This is a genomic window from Nonomuraea sp. NPDC049784, assembly GCF_040659615.1.
Classification (GTDB): domain Bacteria; phylum Actinomycetota; class Actinomycetes; order Streptosporangiales; family Streptosporangiaceae; genus Nonomuraea.
The window spans coordinates 1-16461 of sequence record NZ_JBFAMX010000207.1 but is presented as its reverse complement, the minus strand read 5'-3'; the positions used below and the strand labels follow the sequence as shown (position 1 = coordinate 16461).

The window sequence follows — 16461 nt, the reverse complement described above, 5'->3', positions numbered from 1 at the left end:
GCTCGCTCTTGGCGGCCAGCCGGTAGTAGGCCTCCGCGCCCTCGGGATCGCGGCCGGCGTCCAGGTAGAGGCCCATGCAGTACGCAGAGTCCGCGTGGCCGCCTCTGGCCGCGTACTCCCACCAGCGCAGGGTCTCGTTGTCATCGCCCGCGGCGTAGGCCAGGAAGCCCAGGTCGTGTGCCGAGGTCAGGTCGCCGTCGGCGGCCGCCCTGCGGTGCCACTCCCGTGCCGCCCCCAGTTCGCCCGTGTCCTCACACATCAGCGCCAGCCTGCGGGCCGCCGCCTTGGACCCGCCGTGGGCCGCCTGCTCGTACCAGCGCCTGGCACCCTCGGCGTCGCCGCACTGCTCCAGCAGGAGCGTCGCCAGGTTGGCCGCGGCCTCGGCGTCGCCGGTGCCGGCCGCGAACTCGTACCAGGTGACCGCATCCTCGAGGCTGCCGTGCTTCTCGTGCCAGACGCCCAGGTTGTAGGCGCTGTCGACGTTGCCGGCGGCGGCCGCCCGCTCCCACCAGAGCTTGGCGGCCGCGCGGTCGCCATGCTGGGCATAAAGTTTGCCGAGCCGGTGCGCGGCCTGCGCGTCACCCGCACGCGCGGCGGCCAGCAGCTCGGGCTCGTCTCCCACGCGCGGCGCCGGTATGGACGGCGCCGCCACCTCTCCTTGCCAGGCCATGGCGACCAGAGTGGCACGTGATCGCGTGATTGCGAACAGTAATCGCCGACACGGCTCTACGAGAAGTTGATGAAGCCGGTGTACATGCCCATCCCGCACACGTACCGCAGCGATCCCCGCGGCCGTGGCGCCAGGCGCACGGTGGCTGGCAGCGCGACGTCGCGACCGTCGATCGTGACGGTGCCCGTGCATCCCCGGTCCACCAGCTTGAACACCACATCGACGGGCACGCCCGCGCGTGCCGTCACGATGGCCGGGCGGTAGCCCTCGCGGGTGGCCCAGACGGTCACGGTCTGCGCGCCGGGCCCGGACACGGCGGATGAAGGGGTTCCGCCGATCCAGCCGCCCAGATTGAGGCCGGCGCCGATGGTCCATAACCCGGCGATGATCGCCACGACCCCGGCGAGCCGGGCCAGCCGGGTGCGGGAGACGCGCCGCAACACGTAGCCGAGCAGCGCGAACGCCGGAGCGGTGCCGACCACGAACCCCGCCATGGCCGCCGCCCCCGCCACCGGGGAGCCGCTGGAGATCGCGATCATCTCCATGCCGAGCGTCACCCCGCAGGGCACGAGGATGGTGGCCGCACCCAGCAGGGGCGCCTTGTACCGCGAAGGGGCGTCCGCAGGTGCCGGGGCCGCGCAGTGCCCCCGCCGCATCAGCCGGACCGCCAAGACGACCACCGTGACGCCGGCTACCACGAGCAGCGCCGCCCGCGCCGGGGGCGGCAGGCTGACGGCCGAGCCGAGCAGCCCGAGCAGCGCTCCGGCCGCGGTGTACGAGGCCAGCCGCCCCGCCAGGAACCAGCCGACCAGCGCGGGATCGCGCCCGTGGCAGCCGTCGACCAGGCCCATGAGCAGCCCGCCCTGCGCTGCCGTGCACGTGGCCGTCCCCGCCACGAGCCCGGCGGCGACGCCACCGGCGAGCAGCGTGGCGGTGCTCACCGGTGGCTCAGTGGACGAGCGTCAGCGCGACGGACCGCATACCTGTCCCCGCTTTCTACGATTCCGGTACACGCAACGTAACGCGGCATCCCGAATGCGGCCAGTGACAGTAGTTGCACCGTTAGTGATGTTTAGGATGATCCGCCCCTGAGAACAGACATCCTTTCGAAGTACTCGTCGTCGCTCATCTCGCCGCGGGCGTACCGTTCGGAGAGGATCTGCTCCGCGGACGCTGTAGGCGAGGCCGGGGCGGGCGTGTGGCGCGGCCCCCACCAGCCCCTGCGGCGGGCGGTGATGGCGAGCGCGACGATGGCGACCCAGAACAGGCCCCAGAAGAACGGGATGATCGGCCAGAAGCTGTGCATGTCTCCTCCTCGGTTTGTGTCTCCAGGGTCCGCCGGAGGAGGGGTTCGCCGAATCGCACGTCAGGCCCTGTTCCGGGTCCGCCCCAGGGAGTGTTCATGCGGGCCGCCCGTACGCCTGCGGGTGTAGCGCGCCGGTGCGTTTCATCGTCCGCAAGACGGGGGCGCTCTCGAGCGTCTGGACGGCGTCCAGCGGCTGCCGGTCGATGACGCCTTCCCCGACTCGTTCGTGGACGCGCTGCTCGACGGCTACGCGCAGATGCTCGACAGCCCGCCGCCGGTCCTGACGAACACGGTCGAGGAAGTGACGGGACGGCCCGCGCGGTCCTTCGCCGAATGGGCGAAGGACCACGCGGGAGACTTCTAGGGCGCCACCACCATCGCGCTGCCGCCGCCACGGCGGATGGGCTCGGCGACGGCCTGGATCCGGCCGCTGCCGACGAACTCCAGCCCGGTGGCCGCCCCGATCTCGGGGTTGAGTGCGAAGCTGTGCCCCTTGGCCTCAAGCCCGGCCCGGTACTTGTCCAGGAACGCCTGCTCGGCCTGCGTCTGCGCGGTGTTGCGCTGGGTGGCGCGGGGCGCGGCGAGCGCGTCGGGCAGGCTCATCCCGAACTCGTACCGGTTGACCAGGATCTGCAGCACGGTCGTGATGATGGTCGAGCCGCCCGGCGACCCGACCGCCAGCACCGGCCTGCCGTGCTCGAACACCAGCGTGGGCGACATCGACGAGCGCGGACGCTTGCCGGGGCCGGGCAGGTTGGGGTCGCCGGGCGCCGGGCCGAACGTGAAGTCGGTCAGCTCGTTGTTGAGCAGGACGCCGCGACCCGGCACCACGATGCCGTTGCCGCCGGTGGACTCGATGGTCAGGTTGTAGGCGATCACGTTGCCCCAGCGGTCGGCGACGACGAGGTGGGTGGTCTCGGGGCCTTCGTCCGCGACCGGGGTGGAGCTGCCGCTGGGCTGGGCGCAGGGCTCGTAGGAGCCGTCCGGGTTGCCGGGCGCCGCCGGGTGGGCCATCGCCCTGTCGCCGATCAGGCAGGCCCGCTCCTTGGCGAACCCGTCGGAGAGCAGCTCCTTGAGCGGCACGCCGGGGATGTCGCCGACGTACTTGCCCCGGTCGGCGAAGGCCAGCCTGGACGCTTCCAGATATTGGTGGAGCCCCACGAGCGGATCGGTGGACGGGGGCAGGGCCTCGAGGATGTTGAGGGCCTCGCCGACCGTCGAACCGCCGGAGGATGGCGGCGCCATGCCGTACACGTCCTTGCCCTCGTAGGTGACCTTGGTGGGCTCGCGCAGGAGCGCGCGGTAGGCGCGCAGGTCGGACAGCTCCATCAGGCCCGGCCTGATGTTGCGGGTGCTGCCGGGGGTGACCGGCGGCTGCTTGACCGTGGCCACCACCTCCTTGCCCAGCTGCCCTCCGTACAGCCAGCCGGGGCCGCGCTTGCCGAGCTCACGGTACGTGGCCGCGAGCTCGGGGTTCCTGAACACCGAGCCGACGGGCGGCGGGGCGCCGTTCGGGAGGTACAGCTTGGCCGTGGAGGTGAAGTCCTTGAACCGGTCCTGGTTCGAGGCGGTCTGGTCGTAGAAGGTCTGGTCGACGACGAAGCCCTTGGAGGCCACCTCGATCGCGGGCTGGAGTGCCTCTTTGAGCGAGATCGTGCCGAATTTGCGGAGGGCCAGGTCCCAGTTCGCGGCCGTGCCGGGGATGCCCGCCGACAGGCCGCTGGTGACGCCCTCATCGAACGGGATGCCCTCGAAGGTGGTCGAGGTCATGGCCTGTGGAGCGGTCTCGCGGCCGTCGATCGTGAAGACCTTGCGCTGCCTGGCGTCGTAGTACACCATGAAGCCGCCTCCGGTCAGGCCCGCGGAGTACGGCTCCGTGACGCCCAGCACCGCGCCCGCGGCGACGGCGGCGTCAACGGCGTTGCCGCCCTTCCTGAGCACGGCGATGGCGGCCTTGCTGGCATCGAGGTCGACGGTGGCGACGGCGCCGCCGTACCCCTCCGCGACCGGCACTTTCTGTTGCGGAGCCGCCAGCGCGGGCGGGGCCGACACAAGCGAGACGAGGACTGCTACTGCGGGAACGATCACTCGGCGCATGTTCCCTACGATGGCCCACGTACGCCCATCGCGGTAGGGCCCCCTCACACGCAGGGGTGATGCGCTGGTCAGGAGCCTGGCCTAGCGTAGGGCTGTGCGTGGGAAGTATGGCTTCGACCCCTATATGGCCCTCATCGTGGCGGCCGCCCAGTTCGTCATAGGCATGGGCGCGTCCTGGGGGCAGAAGGAGTTCAGGGTGCCGCTCGCCGGCCACCCGTATGGCTTCGCGCTGCTGCTGGTCGGGCCGCTGGCGATCCTGCTGCACCGCCGCTTCCCGCTGATCACCACCGCCGCCGCGCTCGCCGCGAGCGACCTCTTCCTGGCCGCCGGATATCCCTACGGCCCCAGCTTCATCAGCCCGGGGGTCCTGCTGTTCCTGCTGGTCACGCGCGGTAAGCGGTTGATGGCCTGGTCCATGGCGGCGATGACGCTGCTGTCTTTCATCACCTATGCGTGGCTGGACGGCCACCGCGACCTCTTCCACAGCGTGTGGATCCTGACGTTCATCATGCTCTTCATGGTCGTGGCCGAACTGGTCAGGATCGTCAGGGAACGCCGGGCCGAGCGGGAGCGCATCGCCGAGGAGGAGGCCAGGCGGCAGGCCAGCGAGGAGCGCCTGACCATGGCACAGGAGTTGCACGACGTGCTCGCGCACAACATCTCGCTCATCCACGTCCAGGCGTCCACCGCGCTCCACCTCATCGACGACAACCCGGAACAGGCCAGGACCGCTCTGTCCACCATCAAGACGGCGTCCAAGGAGGTTCTGGGCGAGATGCGCTCAGTCCTGAACGTCCTGCGCGAAGGCGCCCCCCGTTCCCCCACGGCCGGGCTCGACCGCCTCGACGACCTGATCGAGCGCTCGGGCATGGACGTGACGCTCAAGCGCGTCGGCTCGCGCCCGCTGCCGCCGCAGGTGGAGCGGGCCGCGTACCGCATCGTGCAGGAGTCGCTCACCAACGCCGCCAGGCACGCGCCCGGGTCGTCGGTGAGCGTGCGCCTGGAGTACGGCGAGCGCGAGCTGACCATCCACGTCGCCGACACGGGCGCGACGACCGCTCCCGTACTGTCCGAGGCCGGCAGCGGCAACGGCATCCCCGGCATGCGCGAGCGGGCCTCCGCCCTGGGCGGCACGCTGGTCGCGGGGCCCCTGTCCATCAATGGGGGCATGGGTTTCCAGGTCGAGGCCCGGCTGCCACTACCCGAGGAGACTTCATGATCAAGGTGCTGCTGGCCGACGACCAGGCGCTGGTCCGCGCGGGCTTCAAGGCGCTGCTGAACGCCCAGCCGGACATGACCGTGGTGGCCGAGGCCTCCGACGGCGCCGAGGCGGTGCGGCTGGCGGGCGAGCACCAGCCGGACGTGGTGTTGATGGACATCCGCATGCCGGGCACCGACGGCCTGACCGCCACCCGCCAGATGCCGCCGGGGCCGCACATCATCATCCTGACGACGTTCGAGCTGGACGAGTACGTCTTCGAGGCGCTGCGCGGCGGGGCCAGCGGCTTCCTGGTCAAGGACACCGAGCCCGCCGAGCTGATCCAGGCGGTCCGGGTGGTGGCGGCGGGGGAGGCGCTGCTGTCGCCGAGCGTGACGCGCCGCCTGATCGCCGAGTACGCCTCCCGCGCGAAGGAGCCGGTCGCCGCCGCCGGGCTCGACCAGCTCACCGAGCGTGAACGCGAGGTGCTCGGCCTGGTCGGTACCGGCATGACGAACGACGAGATCGCGGCCAAGCTGTTCATGTCGCCGGCGACCGCGAAGACGCACGTGAGCCGGGCCATGATGAAGCTGCACGCCCGCGACCGTGCCCAGCTCGTTGTGATCGCCTACGAGTCGGGCCTGGTCAAGCCCGGCTGGCTGTGAGACGTGTTCATGGCCTCACTCCGTGAGGCGGGCTCGGTCGCCGAACCACTCCTGGGCCGCTTCCGCGAGCCCGTCCTTCCCTGCCCAGGCGACGTACCCGTCGGGGCGGATCAGCAGCGCGTCGGCGGGCGGGTCGTCGGCGCGGGCCCTGACCACGTCGATCCAGTCGTCGTCGAGCACCGGGCCGCCGCCCAGGTCGAGGAGCACGGGCCGCCCCCGTCGCATCAGCTCGGCCAGCCGCCGCCCGTCGGACAGCGTCAGGTCGGGGGCGAACCGGCCGGCCAGCGGGTGCGACACCGCATCTGGGGCTGCGTGAGGGCCACGAGCCGGGCCGTACCGGACGCCCGAGTCCTGCAGCAGCCCGGCCAGGTGGCGCAGCGGCTGCTCGAAGGAGAACACCTCGGTGAGCAGCTCGCGCAGCGCCGCGCCGTCCTCGCCCTCCACCCGGTCGATCGCGGCCTGCGCGCGGGTCTGCACGAGCGTGCGCGCGGCCACCGGCCGCCGCTCGGACTCGTACGTGTCCAGCAGCCCCTCAGAGGACCGGCCGCGGAGCACTGCGGCCAGCTTCCAGCCGAGGTTGGCCGCGTCCGTCATGCCCACGTTGAGCGCCGAGCCGCCCGCCGGGAACAGGTGGGCGGCGTCCCCCGCGAGGAACACCCGGCCCGCCCGGTAGCGCTCGGCGAGCCTGGCCTGGGAGACCGTGCTCGACAACCAGATCGGCTCGCCCAGCTCCAGATCCCTGCCCACCACGCGGCGCACGGCCGCGCGGAAGTCCTCGATCGTCGTGGGGCCCTCCGGCGGCTCCCCTTTCTCGCGCACCCCGGCGACGAGCACGCCCTGGTGGAGCGACGTGAGCAGCAGGCGGCCGTGCGGGGTGCGGGTCCAGCCCTGCTCCAGGCCGTCGAACTGCGGTGACTCGAACACGTTCACGTCCGTGCGGAAGTGCCCGAGCCGCAGCGGCTCGTCGTCGGTGGTGCCTGGGAAGCCGATCCCGGCCAGCTCCCGGACCAGGCTGTGCCCGCCGTCACAGCCCACGACGTAGCGGGCCCGCAAGCTGCCGTTGACCGTCACCCCCTCAGCGTCCTGGGCCAGCGAGCGCACCTCGTAGCCCCGCCTGATCTCAACTCCGAGCTCGGCCGCGCGCTCGGCCAGCAGGCGCTCGATCCGCGGCTGCTGGATCAGCAGCAGCTGTAACGGCATGTCGTCGAGGCCCGCGAAGCGCAGCGGCACCGAGCCGAACGGGAACCCGGGCGCCCGCCCCGCGAATGGGCTGCCCGCGCTGAAGCGCTCCAGCAGGCCCCGGTGGTCGAGGAACTCGATGATCTGCCCGCCCAGGCCGTTGGCCCTGGGCAGCTCGCTCGGCTTCGTCCTCTTCTCCAGCACGATCGGGCGGGCGCCGGCAAGACCCAGCTCGCACGCGAGCATGAGCCCCACGGGCCCCGCCCCCACGATCAGCACGTTCTCCATGCCTGTCAGGCTAGATTGACAAATTCTCGGCTGTCAAGCTAGCCTGACAAGCGTGGACGTAACAGAGCTCTCCGAACGGATCAGGTCGAACGATCCGGCCATGGGGCTGCGGGCGGTGGGCGCGCTGCACCGGCTGGCCGAGCAGGTAGAGGCGGTGTCGGTGGCGCTGGCCAGGGAGCAGGGCTGGACCTGGGAGCAGATCGGCGACGCACTCGGCATGTCGCGGCAGTCCGTGCACGCCAAATACGGGAAGTGAGGGTTTCGCGATGTTGGGCTTTGAGAAGAGCCGGTTCGGGATGATCGTCAAGGCCGCGTTCGACGAGGCCAGGCAGCGGGGCGACCGCCGGCTGGGCACCGAGCACCTGCTGCTCGGCGCTCTGCACGACGCGGACCTCGCCCGGGCGATCGGCGTGGACGTGACGGGCGGGCGGGCCGCGCTCGAGGAGCTGGACCGGGCGGCGCTGCGCATGCTCGGACTGGAGGTCGGCGACATGCCGCGGACGCCGCGCAAGCATCCGCAGGTCCCCGGCACCGCGCTCACGTCGAGCGCCCGCGCCGTCATCAACCAGGCCATCAAGGCAACGACAATGAAGACCAGGTCGGCCGAGGCGCCGCGGCAGCTGGTGCTCACCCTGCTCGCGCAGGGGCGGCCCGATCCGGTCGCGCAACTGATCGACAAGCTCGGCATCGACCGGGCGGCGGTGCGCGGCCGCGTCGCCTGACGGAAATTTGGTTGAACATGCGGCGGGCCCGCTGACATGGTCAGAGGATGCGCCGCACGTACGACGACCTCGTCCAGGAGGCCGCCACGGTCTCCGTGGACGGGTGGGACTTCTCCTGGCTCGACGGCCGGGCCAGCGAGGAGCGGCCCTCCTGGGGCTACGCCAGGCTGCTCGGAGAGCGGATGGCGGGGGCGCGAGCCGCTCTCGACATCCAGACCGGCGGGGGCGAGGTCCTCGCCGGCGTGCCGAAGCTGCCGCCGGTGGCCGTGGCCACCGAGTCCTGGCCGCCCAACCTCGCGCTCGCCGCGTCCCGGCTGCGACCGCGGGGGGCTCGGGTGGTGGCCGACGACGACAGGTCATGCCTGCCGTTCAGGGGCGGGACCTTCGACCTGGTGACCAGCCGCCACCCCGTGCGGACGTGGTGGGACGAGATCGCCCGCGTGCTGCGGCCCGGCGGGGCCTACTTCTCCCAGCAGGTCGGCCCCAGGAGCGTCTTCGAGCTGGCCGAGTTCTTCCTGGGGCCGCTGGACGGCTCGGCCCGAGATCCCAAGGATGCCGAGGAGGCGGCGGAGTCCGTCGGGCTGGAGGTCGTGGACCTGCGGTTCGAGCGGTTGCGGATGGAGTTCCACGACGTCGGGGCGGTGATCTACTTCCTGCGGAAGGTGATCTGGATCGTGCCGGGGTTCTCGGTCGAGCGCTACGCGGCCAGGCTGCGCGAGCTGCACGACCGGATCGAGGCGGAGGGGCCGTTCGTCGCCCACTCCTCACGGTTCCTCATCGAGGCCAGGCGGCCCGCTCAGTAGATGAGCTCGTACGCGTCCGGCTTCACCTTCCTGGTACGCGCCCAGTACTCGAAGGTGAAGCCCGGCCAGATCGTCCGGTTCACTCCGTGCTCGTCCAGATACCACGAGGTGCAGCCGCCCGTGTTCCAGACGAGGGGGTCGAGCCGTTCGCGCAGGCGGTGGCTGAACGCCCGCTGCGCCCCCGGCTTGACCTCGACGGCCCTGGCCTGGGTCCTGGAGAGCAGGCGCAGGCAGTCGATGACGTAGCGGACCTGCGACTCGATCATGAACACGACCGAGCTGTGCCCGAGGCCCGTGTTGGGCCCGAGCAGGAAGAACAGGTTGGGGAAGCCCGTCGTGGTGATGCCGTAGTAGGTCTCGATGCCGTCCTGCCAGGCGTCCTGCAGCTTCAGCCCGCCCCTGCCGACGATGTGCTGGTCCTGCAGCGCGTCCACGACCTTGAAGCCGGTGCCGTAGATGATCACGTCGACCTCGTGCTCGGTGCCGGAGGCGTCCACGATCGAGTGCGGCCTGATCTCGGTGATCCCATCTGTGACAAGCTCGACATTTTCCCTGGTCAGGGCCGGGTAGTAGTCGCTGGAGACGAGGATGCGCTTGCAGCCGATCAGGTAGTCGGGGGTGAGCCTGCGGCGCAGGCCGGGGTCGGGGACCTGGGCTTCGAGGTGCCTGCGGGCCAGCTTCTCGTGGACCTTCATGAGGCGGGGGTCGATGGCGAAGCCGAGCGCCCTCGACTCCAGAGCCCAGTAGAGGGCGCCGCGCATGGTCCTGGCCAGGCCGGGCGTGCGGAGGACGCGGCGCATGGCCGGCGAGAACGGGAAGTCCGGCTTGGGGTGGATCCACGGGGGCGTGCGCTGGAAGACGGTCAGGCTGCCCGCGATCGGGGCGATCTGGGGGACGAACTGGATGGCGGAGGCGCCGGTGCCGACGACGGCCACGCGCTTGCCGGTCAGGTCGATCGAGTGGTCCCATTCGGCGGAGTGGAAGGCGGGGCCGGCGAAGGACTCGCGCCCCGGAATTTCGGGAAATTTCGGGATATGTAGGGCGCCGATGGCGGAGACCACGGCGTTCGTGCGGGAGGTCTCGCCGTCGTCCGTGGTGACCGACCAGTCCCGCCCGGCGTCGTCGTATTCGAGGGCGACTACGCGCTTGCCGTACCTGATGTGCGGGGTGACGCCGTACTTGTCCGCGCACGATCGCATGTAGTCCCAGATCTCCTCCTGCGGGGAGAACATCCGCGACCAGTCCGGGTTCAGCTCGTACGAGTAGGAGTACATGTGCGAGGGCACGTCGCACGCGCAGCCGGGATAGGTGTTGTCGCGCCAGGTGCCGCCCAGCTCGGCGGCCTTCTCCAGGATGACGAAGTCGTGGAACCCCGCCTCCTTGAGCTTGATGGCCATGCCGATCCCGGCGAACCCGGACCCGATGATCGCCAACCCTGGCATTGGACCTCCCGGGGCGCGCGCTTATTGGACGCTATATCCAATATAAGGAGCGCTTCCTCCCGAGGTCCAGAGTTAGCCCTGTCACAGCACCCGTCGGAGTGGCGCTGACCCGTCGCCGATGGTGCGATGCACGTGCGTGCTTCGGGGGAACTCGACCGAACGCCGAGAACCCGCCACGGCCTCCGCGGCGGGTAGATCCTGTTCTGTGGCCTACTGCAGCAGGAGGAAGGCGGCGACGCCGACGATCACGATCGCGACGACGACCGCGATGATGGGCACGAGGGGCGACTTCTTGGGCGGGGCAGCGGCTTCCTGCTCGCGGCGCTGCGCGAAAGCCTTGAACTGCTGGGTGTTGCCCGCCGGGTCGATATGCTGGTCAGACATGGCCAGCAGCCTAGCGTGAGAGCCTGTGCCATTTGCGTCGTTTGGCGGGATCTCTAAGGGTCGAGCTTCGTCGGACCCCTGCAGTGGTCCGCTGAAACGCGGCCCACCGAGGGGCGGGCTGATTAGGGGACCGCCCCACCCGGCGGATAGCTTTGAAGCATGCTCAGGACCCTGCTCTCTCCCCGTGTCATGGGGTTGCACCTGCTCACGGCAGTGGTCCTTGTCGCGTTCATCCTGCTCGGGCGCTGGCAGCTCGGCGTTTTCCAGGACTCGGGAAAGCCCCACGCCTCCGTGGATCCGGGCCCCGTCACGGTCGGCACGCTCGCTCCTGTGGGCCCGCAGCTGAGCGGTGAGGTCGTGGGCCGCAGGGTCACGGCGGAGGGCGTCTATGAGCCCGGCCGCCAGCTCCTGGTCGCCGACCGGCGGGCCGACGTCGACGCTCCGGGCGGCAACGTCTCGCGCGACCGCGGCTACTGGGTGCTCACGCCGCTCAGGCTCGACGACGGCACGCTCATGCCGGTCATACGGGGCTGGACGGCCAAGGCCGATGACCCGGCGGTCGCCGCGGTGCCGCAGGGCAGGGTCACGGTGCCCGGGCGGCTGCGCCCGCAGCAGGGCACCGACAGCGTGCAGCGGCGCGCGGAGGGGTTGCCTGCCGGCCAGGTGCAGACGGTGTCCACGGGCGAGCTGGTCAACCTGTGGAGCGGTCAGAAGGTGCGCACCGGCTATGTCGTGGCGCAGCCGCCGTCGGGCTCGTTGACGCAGGTCAAGGTCCAGCCGCCGGAGGTGGGCGGCACGCTGACCTGGCGTAACCTGGCGTATGCGGCCAACTGGTGGATCTTTGCTGGATTCGCCGTGTTCATGTGGTTCCATTTCGTACGCGACGCCGTACGAAGCGATCGGGACCGTGCCAAGTCCCCTGAGATGGCTCTGGAAGGTTAATCGTGGAATCGGCTCTGAAGCCCTTCCGGGTGCTCGCGTACGTGGTGGGCGTCATGCTGCTTGTGCTCTGCGTGGCCATGGTGATCCGTTACGGCTTCGACAACCCGGCGATGTCGAAGATCATCGCGCCCATTCACGGCGGGCTCTACATGATCTACCTGGTCACGGTCATGAACCTGGGCATGAAGGCGCGCTGGACGTGGCAGTACATGCTCGGCGTCATGGTCGGGGGCACGGTGCCGTTCCTGTCGTTCTTCGTCGAGCGCAAGGTGACCCAGCGCGTGCTGGCGGCCCAGGCGGCGGCGACCGCCCAGGCCTGAACGCGGCGGAGGCCCCCCGGGCCCCCGCCGCCGGGGCTCAGCTCAGTGGCCGATGCCGCGCCTGCGGGCCCTCTTGAGCCGCTCGCGCTGCGACGGGTCGAGCATCAGGTAGCCGACCACGGGGGCGGCGACCACGCCGAGGATGACCAGCAAGGTGATCCATCCGGCCCCGAAGAAGATCAGCGAGAGCAGGACCGCGGCGCCTGCGCCAATGGCGTACTTCTGGACTGGCGACATACTCAACTTCCTCCGAACACGGAGCGCACGCCCCGCCTCTCCCACATTCTGCGTCGCCTGACCAACGAGTGAACCCATCACCTTGGTTCCGCTCGCGATGTATCTCAATCTTTACGCGTCTGCTGTAGCGACTCGAGTTCACGGCGGAGCTCGTCCGGGGTGGGACGTTCCAAGGGGTTGCCGGACAGCAGGCGGAACAGGACGGGAGCCAGCGCGCCGGCCCTGGTCAGCGGCGCGCCCGGCGCGGGTGGCACGCCCTCGACGGCGGTGAAGAGCGTGGCGCCCAGCGACCACAGGTCGGCTGCCAGGGTGTGGGTGGCCTCCGGGGCCGTGTAGGCCGCGAGAGTCCCCGACCTCAGCAGCGGGATCAGCCGCGCCCGGCCCTCGGCGTCGAGGAGGACGTTGCCCGGCTGCACCCCGCCGTGGAACGTGTCCGCGGCCTGGAGCTGGTCGATCAGGGAGAGCCCGATCGCGGCCACCTCGGGGACCGGCAGCGGCCCCGCCGTCTGGACGATCACGTCCAGCGGGCGGTCCACGGACAGGAGGTCCAGGGTCTCGCGTATCACGTCCGGCGGTGGCGGGCCCGACGGGTGGAGCATGGCTCTGAGCAGCGACCTGAGCGGATCCGCGCCCTCCGCGGGCACTTGTCCCGGCGGGCGCCCCTCCACCGCGAAGTGCAGCGTGGCGGCCAGGGACCACATGTCGGCGGAGGGCAGCATGCTGAGGCTGGGGAAGCCGAAGCCGGTCAGCACCGCGCGACCGGTCGGGGTGAGCAGGACGTTGCCCGGCTCGACGCGCCCGTGCACGATCCCGGCCTCGTGCGCGACCGTCAGGGCCGACAGGACGCAGACGCCCACCCTGGCCGCCTGTGCCATCGGCAGCGGGTGGCGCGAACGTACGGTCTGCTCCAGCGACGCTCCGGACACGAACTCCATGACCAGCCACGGCGTGCGGTCCTCGATCACCACGTCCAGCACCCGCACGATGGAGGCGTGCCGCAGCCCGGACGCCCTGCGCGCCTCCTGCAGCGCGGCGTCGCGCAACTCGGCCGGCACCCGTAGCTCTCTGACCGCGACGTCACGGTGCTCCGACTCGTCGAAGGCCAGGCGGACGGATCCCGCGCCCAGGGGGTTGAGCAGCCGGTACCTCCCGGCCAGCTTCCTGGTCTCACCCATGTCGAGGTGCACGATAGCGTACGGCCGTCACGATGGATCACCGGCCAGCCAGGCCTCGTGAGCGTCGAACAGTTTGCGCCAGAGCTTCTCCTTCTCCTGGGCGCTCACGTCGTCGAGAGGCAGCAGGAAGATGTCCGCCAGCGCCGCGAAGTAGTCCCGCGCGTTGTCCAGGGTGACCGAGAGGGCCTTGCCGCCGATGCGGCTCAGCACGAGCCCGCGCACGATGTCCACGCCGTACGCGTCCCGCCGCACGACCGTGGCCGTGCGCACGAAGCCGGACGTCGGTGAGGTGGTCAGGTGCCGGTGCATATCGACGAACGCCGACATGTCCGTGGGGGCCGGGTCGAAGTCCATGCCCTGGAACGAACCACTCGGATCATGCTCGAATCGCCAGCCGCCCGGCGCGACCTCCGACGGGCGCAGGCCGTACTCGAAAGGACCTTGCCGGTACGTGCCCGCGATCAGGGGGAGCGGCCCGTGGAGCGCGTCGCCGAGCCCCAGGTCGACCAGCCACTCGCCGCCGGGATTGTCCTCCGACGGGAGGCCCCGCACGGTGAGCACCAGGTGGTTGGCGGTGATGCCGGGCTCTGCGCCGCGGTTCTGGACGCCGCCGACGTGCCTGGTCACGTCGTAGCCCAGCGTCCTGAGCAGCTCGGAGAACGCGCCGTTGAGGTGGTAGCAGTAGCCGCCGCGGCCCCGGATGATGCGCTCTGCTGACTCGAGGGGATCGACGGTGGTGGTGCGGCCGAGCCAGATCTCCAGCGCCTCGTAGGAGACCTTCTCGATGTGCGCGATGTGGAGCGCTCGCAGGTTGTCCGCGCTGGTGGGGGCGTTGAGCAGGTCGGGCAGGCCGATGCGGCTGAGGTATCCAGCGGTGTTCACCAGCCAAGTCTGCACTGTTTGTGCACAGATTTAGGAGTGTCGTCTGCACAGGGCGCTTCTAGGCTTTCGTACGTGGCAGAGCAGCGACGCATCCTCGTGGTCGAGGACGATGAGACGATCGCGCTGGCCGTACGGAACCGGCTGGCCGCCGAGGGCTTCGACGTCAGGGTGGCCGGCGACGGGCAGAACGCCCTGATCCAGTACGGCAGAGCGGAGCCTGACCTGGTGATTCTCGACCGGCTGCTGCCGGGGCTCGACGGGTTAGAGGTGTGCCGCAGGATGCAGGCGGCCAGGCCTGTGCCCGTGCTCATGCTGACCGCACTCGGCGAGGAGACCGACGTGCTGGTCGGGCTCGGGGTGGGGGCCGACGACTACCTGGCCAAGCCGTTCAGCATGCGCGAGCTGGTGGCCAGGATCCACGCGCTGCTGCGCAGGGTCGAGCGGGCGGCCCAGCTCGCGGCCGAGGACACGGTGATCAGGGTGGGCGAGGTGGAGATCGACACGGCGGCCCGCCGGGTGTTCGTGGGGGGTGCGGAGGCGCAGCTCACCAGGACCGAGTTCGACCTGCTGCGCCGGTTGGCGGAGCGCCCCGGACAGGTCTTCGAGCGGGACCGCCTGCTGTCGGACGTGTGGGGCTTCTCGGAGGCCGCGGCGACCAGGACCGTGGACAGCCACGTCCGGGCGCTGCGCCGCAAGCTGGGCTCCGACGTGGTACGCACGGTGCACGGCGTCGGCTACGCCCTGGTCCGCCGATGAGGCCGCTCGACTTCCTCGGCCGGATCAAGGTCAAGCTCGGCATCGTGATCGTGCTGGCCGTGGGGACCGCGTTCGTGGTGAACGAGGTCGGGCTCAACTCCGGCCTCTCCCGCGAGGTACGCATCGCGGTCGCGGTGGTCCTGGCGTTGATCATGGTGCAGTTGCTGGCCATGGGGATGACCAAGCCGCTGCGCCAGATGGCCAGCGCCGCCCAGACGATCGCCAAGGGTCTGTACGGGCTGCGCGTGACCGCCACATCTCGCGACGAGGTCGGGGAGCTGGCCAGGGCGTTCAACGCGATGGCGGCCGACCTCGGCGAGGTGGACCGGCAGCGGCGCGAGCTCATCGCGAACGTCAGCCACGAGCTCCGCACCCCCATCACAGGCCTGCGCGCGGTCCTGGAGAACGTCGTGGACGGCGTCTCCGCCCCCGACCCCGTCACGATGCGGACCGCGCTCTCCCAGACCGAGCGCCTCGGCCGCCTCGTGGCCCAGCTGCTGGACCTGTCCCGGCTGGACTCCGGCGTGCGGCTGATCGAGCCCGAGGCGATCGAGCTGGCGCCGCTGATCGAGCAGGCGGTCCGCGAGGCGGCGCTGGCCCGCGAGGACGTCGCGATCCGGCCGTCGGCGCCCGCCGGTCTGGTGGTACGCGCCGACCCCGACCTGCTCGCCCAGGTCCTGGCCAACCTCCTCGACAACGCGGTACGGCACAGCCCGCCGGACGGGGTGGTGACCGTGCGCGCCACCCCCGAAGGGGCCGGGGTACGGGTGACGGTCGCCGACCAGGGGCCGGGGATCCCGGCCTCGGCCCAGGGGCGCGTGTTCGAGCGCTTCTCCCGGCTGGACACGGGACGGGCGGCCGACTCCGGGGGTGCCGGGCTGGGGCTGGCCATCGTGAAGGAGATCGTCGAGCTGCACGGGGGCTCCATTCGCATCGACGATTGTGCGGGGTGCCGCATGGTCGTCGATTTACCAGGGAGGACGACGATGGCGGATGTGCCGTTAGAGGGCGAGCGGGGCACGGAGGACGAGCGACTGCCCCGCACGGTGGAGGCGGCCCCGGCACCGAGGGCCACGACGGTCGGCGCGGGTCCCTTCGCGGCCGACGCGGCGGCGGTGGGCACCGGGGCCGCCGATCGGCTTCTGGAGGTGGGCGATGGGCCTGCCGGAGGCGGTCTGGTGGCGGGCGCCGATCGCGAGGGTGAGCTGGTGGCCGGCGCGGGCGCCTCGGTGGGAGGCGCCGTCTCCGAGAGTGACGCGCCTGTGCTGGGACACGCCGTCGGCGACGAGGCCGCTGCCGGGCTCGCCGCTGCGGCCGGGGAAGGCGCGCCCATCGGCGTCGCGGCGGCCGGCCCTGCGTCGAGCGGCGGTGCGGTGTCCAACAGCGGGCCTGCGT

The 16461-nt window shown here is 70.9% G+C and carries 19 protein-coding genes and 1 pseudogene; 10 read left to right on the top strand and 10 right to left on the bottom strand.

Translation table 11 applies throughout. The annotated features are described in order from the left end of the window. The 3 genes and pseudogenes from AB0J09_RS32885 to AB0J09_RS32875 form a co-directional block, all read right to left on the bottom strand. Positions 1 to 670 (bottom strand): annotated as a pseudogene (locus AB0J09_RS32885) (sel1 repeat family protein); the annotation flags it as partial. Positions 671 to 726: 56 nt separating this feature from the next. Continuing rightward, a complete protein-coding gene (locus AB0J09_RS32880; protein ID WP_360699362.1) occupies positions 727 to 1611 on the bottom strand; it encodes a sulfite exporter TauE/SafE family protein in 885 nt (294 codons plus the stop codon). A gap of 131 nt (positions 1612 to 1742) precedes the next feature. Further along, positions 1743 to 1976 (bottom strand): hypothetical protein, encoded by a 234-nt coding sequence (locus AB0J09_RS32875; protein WP_360699360.1) that lies wholly within the window; start codon positions 1974 to 1976, stop codon positions 1743 to 1745. Between the two features lie 226 nt (positions 1977 to 2202). On the opposite strand from AB0J09_RS32875, the gene AB0J09_RS32870 reads away from it, so the two are divergent. Then, positions 2203 to 2340: a hypothetical protein gene (locus AB0J09_RS32870; RefSeq protein ID WP_360699359.1), complete on the top strand. Its 138-nt coding sequence runs from the start codon at positions 2203 to 2205 to the stop codon at positions 2338 to 2340. Here the strand turns inward: AB0J09_RS32870 and ggt are convergent. Beyond that, positions 2337 to 4073, bottom strand: a complete 1737-nt coding sequence (ggt, locus tag AB0J09_RS32865) for a gamma-glutamyltransferase (protein ID WP_360699357.1) — start codon at positions 4071 to 4073, stop codon at positions 2337 to 2339. The genes AB0J09_RS32870 and ggt overlap by 4 nt on opposite strands. 94 nt (positions 4074 to 4167) lie before the next feature. On the opposite strand from ggt, the gene AB0J09_RS32860 reads away from it, so the two are divergent. Together AB0J09_RS32860 and AB0J09_RS32855 are read left to right on the top strand one after the other, a co-directional pair. Next, the gene (locus tag AB0J09_RS32860) at positions 4168 to 5292 is read left to right on the top strand and encodes a histidine kinase (protein WP_360699355.1); all 1125 of its coding nucleotides are present in this window, start codon (positions 4168 to 4170) and stop codon (positions 5290 to 5292) included. Continuing rightward, positions 5289 to 5936 carry a response regulator transcription factor gene (locus AB0J09_RS32855; RefSeq protein WP_360699353.1) on the top strand — a complete coding sequence of 216 codons (648 nt, stop codon included), beginning with the start codon at positions 5289 to 5291 and terminating at the stop codon, positions 5934 to 5936. The genes AB0J09_RS32860 and AB0J09_RS32855 overlap by 4 nt, the downstream gene beginning before the upstream one ends. A 15-nt stretch (positions 5937 to 5951) precedes the next feature. On the opposite strand, the gene AB0J09_RS32850 is transcribed toward AB0J09_RS32855, so the two are convergent. Then, a complete protein-coding gene (locus AB0J09_RS32850) occupies positions 5952 to 7403 on the bottom strand; it encodes an FAD-dependent oxidoreductase (protein ID WP_360699351.1) in 1452 nt (483 codons plus the stop codon). A 100-nt stretch (positions 7404 to 7503) separates the two neighbouring features. On the opposite strand from AB0J09_RS32850, the gene AB0J09_RS32845 reads away from it, so the two are divergent. From AB0J09_RS32845 to AB0J09_RS32835, 3 genes are read left to right on the top strand one after another with little or no spacing between them, the layout of a single operon-like run. Further along, positions 7504 to 7659, top strand: coding sequence for a helix-turn-helix domain-containing protein (locus AB0J09_RS32845; RefSeq protein WP_091081925.1), 156 nt, complete (start codon positions 7504 to 7506; stop codon positions 7657 to 7659). Positions 7660 to 7669: 10 nt separating this feature from the next. Continuing rightward, positions 7670 to 8125 carry a Clp protease N-terminal domain-containing protein gene (locus AB0J09_RS32840; RefSeq protein ID WP_360699349.1) on the top strand — a complete coding sequence of 152 codons (456 nt, stop codon included), beginning with the start codon at positions 7670 to 7672 and terminating at the stop codon, positions 8123 to 8125. Positions 8126 to 8172: 47 nt separating this feature from the next. After that, positions 8173 to 8928 carry a class I SAM-dependent methyltransferase gene (locus tag AB0J09_RS32835; RefSeq protein ID WP_360699347.1) on the top strand — a complete coding sequence of 252 codons (756 nt, stop codon included), beginning with the start codon at positions 8173 to 8175 and terminating at the stop codon, positions 8926 to 8928. Here the strand turns inward: AB0J09_RS32835 and AB0J09_RS32830 are convergent. Next, positions 8922 to 10370, bottom strand: coding sequence for an NAD(P)/FAD-dependent oxidoreductase (locus AB0J09_RS32830; protein WP_360699345.1), 1449 nt, complete (start codon positions 10368 to 10370; stop codon positions 8922 to 8924). The two genes, AB0J09_RS32835 and AB0J09_RS32830, sit on opposite strands and share 7 nt — an antisense overlap. Positions 10371 to 10580: 210 nt before the next feature. Then, positions 10581 to 10754, bottom strand: coding sequence for a hypothetical protein (locus tag AB0J09_RS32825; protein ID WP_360699343.1), 174 nt, complete (start codon positions 10752 to 10754; stop codon positions 10581 to 10583). A 159-nt stretch (positions 10755 to 10913) separates the two neighbouring features. Here AB0J09_RS32825 and AB0J09_RS32820 point away from each other — a divergent pair, with 159 nt between their 5' ends. Next, positions 10914 to 11696, top strand: coding sequence for an SURF1 family protein (locus tag AB0J09_RS32820; RefSeq protein ID WP_360699341.1), 783 nt, complete (start codon positions 10914 to 10916; stop codon positions 11694 to 11696). A gap of 2 nt (positions 11697 to 11698) precedes the next feature. Beyond that, positions 11699 to 12016 (top strand): DUF3817 domain-containing protein, encoded by a 318-nt coding sequence (locus tag AB0J09_RS32815; RefSeq protein ID WP_360699339.1) that lies wholly within the window; start codon positions 11699 to 11701, stop codon positions 12014 to 12016. A gap of 42 nt (positions 12017 to 12058) precedes the next feature. Here the strand turns inward: AB0J09_RS32815 and AB0J09_RS32810 are convergent, their stop codons facing one another. The 3 genes from AB0J09_RS32810 to AB0J09_RS32800 form a co-directional block, all read right to left on the bottom strand. Further along, on the bottom strand, positions 12059 to 12253 hold the full coding sequence (locus AB0J09_RS32810) for a hypothetical protein (RefSeq protein ID WP_360699337.1): 195 nt from the start codon (positions 12251 to 12253) through the stop codon (positions 12059 to 12061). Between the two features lie 104 nt (positions 12254 to 12357). Further along, entirely contained in the window at positions 12358 to 13428 is a 1071-nt protein-coding gene (locus tag AB0J09_RS32805; RefSeq protein ID WP_360699335.1) for a protein kinase, read from the bottom strand. 27 nt (positions 13429 to 13455) lie between these two features. Next, positions 13456 to 14310: an arylamine N-acetyltransferase gene (locus AB0J09_RS32800; protein WP_360699333.1), complete on the bottom strand. Its 855-nt coding sequence runs from the start codon at positions 14308 to 14310 to the stop codon at positions 13456 to 13458. Positions 14311 to 14382: 72 nt separating this feature from the next. Here AB0J09_RS32800 and AB0J09_RS32795 point away from each other — a divergent pair, with 72 nt between their 5' ends. Beyond that, positions 14383 to 15066 (top strand): response regulator transcription factor, encoded by a 684-nt coding sequence (locus AB0J09_RS32795; RefSeq protein WP_360699331.1) that lies wholly within the window; start codon positions 14383 to 14385, stop codon positions 15064 to 15066. Then, on the top strand, positions 15063 to 16461 hold a 1399-nt coding region (locus AB0J09_RS32790; protein WP_360699329.1), incomplete at its 3' end, for an ATP-binding protein. The genes AB0J09_RS32795 and AB0J09_RS32790, both read left to right, overlap by 4 nt.

Bases quoted from the DNA above. Each gene is read 5' to 3' on its own strand.
- AB0J09_RS32875 (WP_360699360.1), bottom strand. From the start codon at position 1,976: ATGCACAGCTTCTGGCCGATCATCCCGTTCTTCTGGGGCCTGTTCTGG.
- ggt (WP_360699357.1), bottom strand. From the start codon at position 4,073: ATGCGCCGAGTGATCGTTCCCGCAGTAGCAGTCCTCGTCTCGCTTGTG.
- AB0J09_RS32855 (WP_360699353.1), top strand. From the start codon at position 5,289: ATGATCAAGGTGCTGCTGGCCGACGACCAGGCGCTGGTCCGCGCGGGC.
- AB0J09_RS32850 (WP_360699351.1), bottom strand. From the start codon at position 7,403: ATGGAGAACGTGCTGATCGTGGGGGCGGGGCCCGTGGGGCTCATGCTC.
- AB0J09_RS32845 (WP_091081925.1), top strand. From the start codon at position 7,504: ATGGGGCTGCGGGCGGTGGGCGCGCTGCACCGGCTGGCCGAGCAGGTA.
- AB0J09_RS32840 (WP_360699349.1), top strand. From the start codon at position 7,670: ATGTTGGGCTTTGAGAAGAGCCGGTTCGGGATGATCGTCAAGGCCGCG.
- AB0J09_RS32835 (WP_360699347.1), top strand. From the start codon at position 8,173: ATGCGCCGCACGTACGACGACCTCGTCCAGGAGGCCGCCACGGTCTCC.
- AB0J09_RS32830 (WP_360699345.1), bottom strand. From the start codon at position 10,370: ATGCCAGGGTTGGCGATCATCGGGTCCGGGTTCGCCGGGATCGGCATG.
- AB0J09_RS32825 (WP_360699343.1), bottom strand. From the start codon at position 10,754: ATGTCTGACCAGCATATCGACCCGGCGGGCAACACCCAGCAGTTCAAG.
- AB0J09_RS32820 (WP_360699341.1), top strand. From the start codon at position 10,914: ATGCTCAGGACCCTGCTCTCTCCCCGTGTCATGGGGTTGCACCTGCTC.
- AB0J09_RS32810 (WP_360699337.1), bottom strand. From the start codon at position 12,253: ATGTCGCCAGTCCAGAAGTACGCCATTGGCGCAGGCGCCGCGGTCCTG.
- AB0J09_RS32805 (WP_360699335.1), bottom strand. From the start codon at position 13,428: ATGGGTGAGACCAGGAAGCTGGCCGGGAGGTACCGGCTGCTCAACCCC.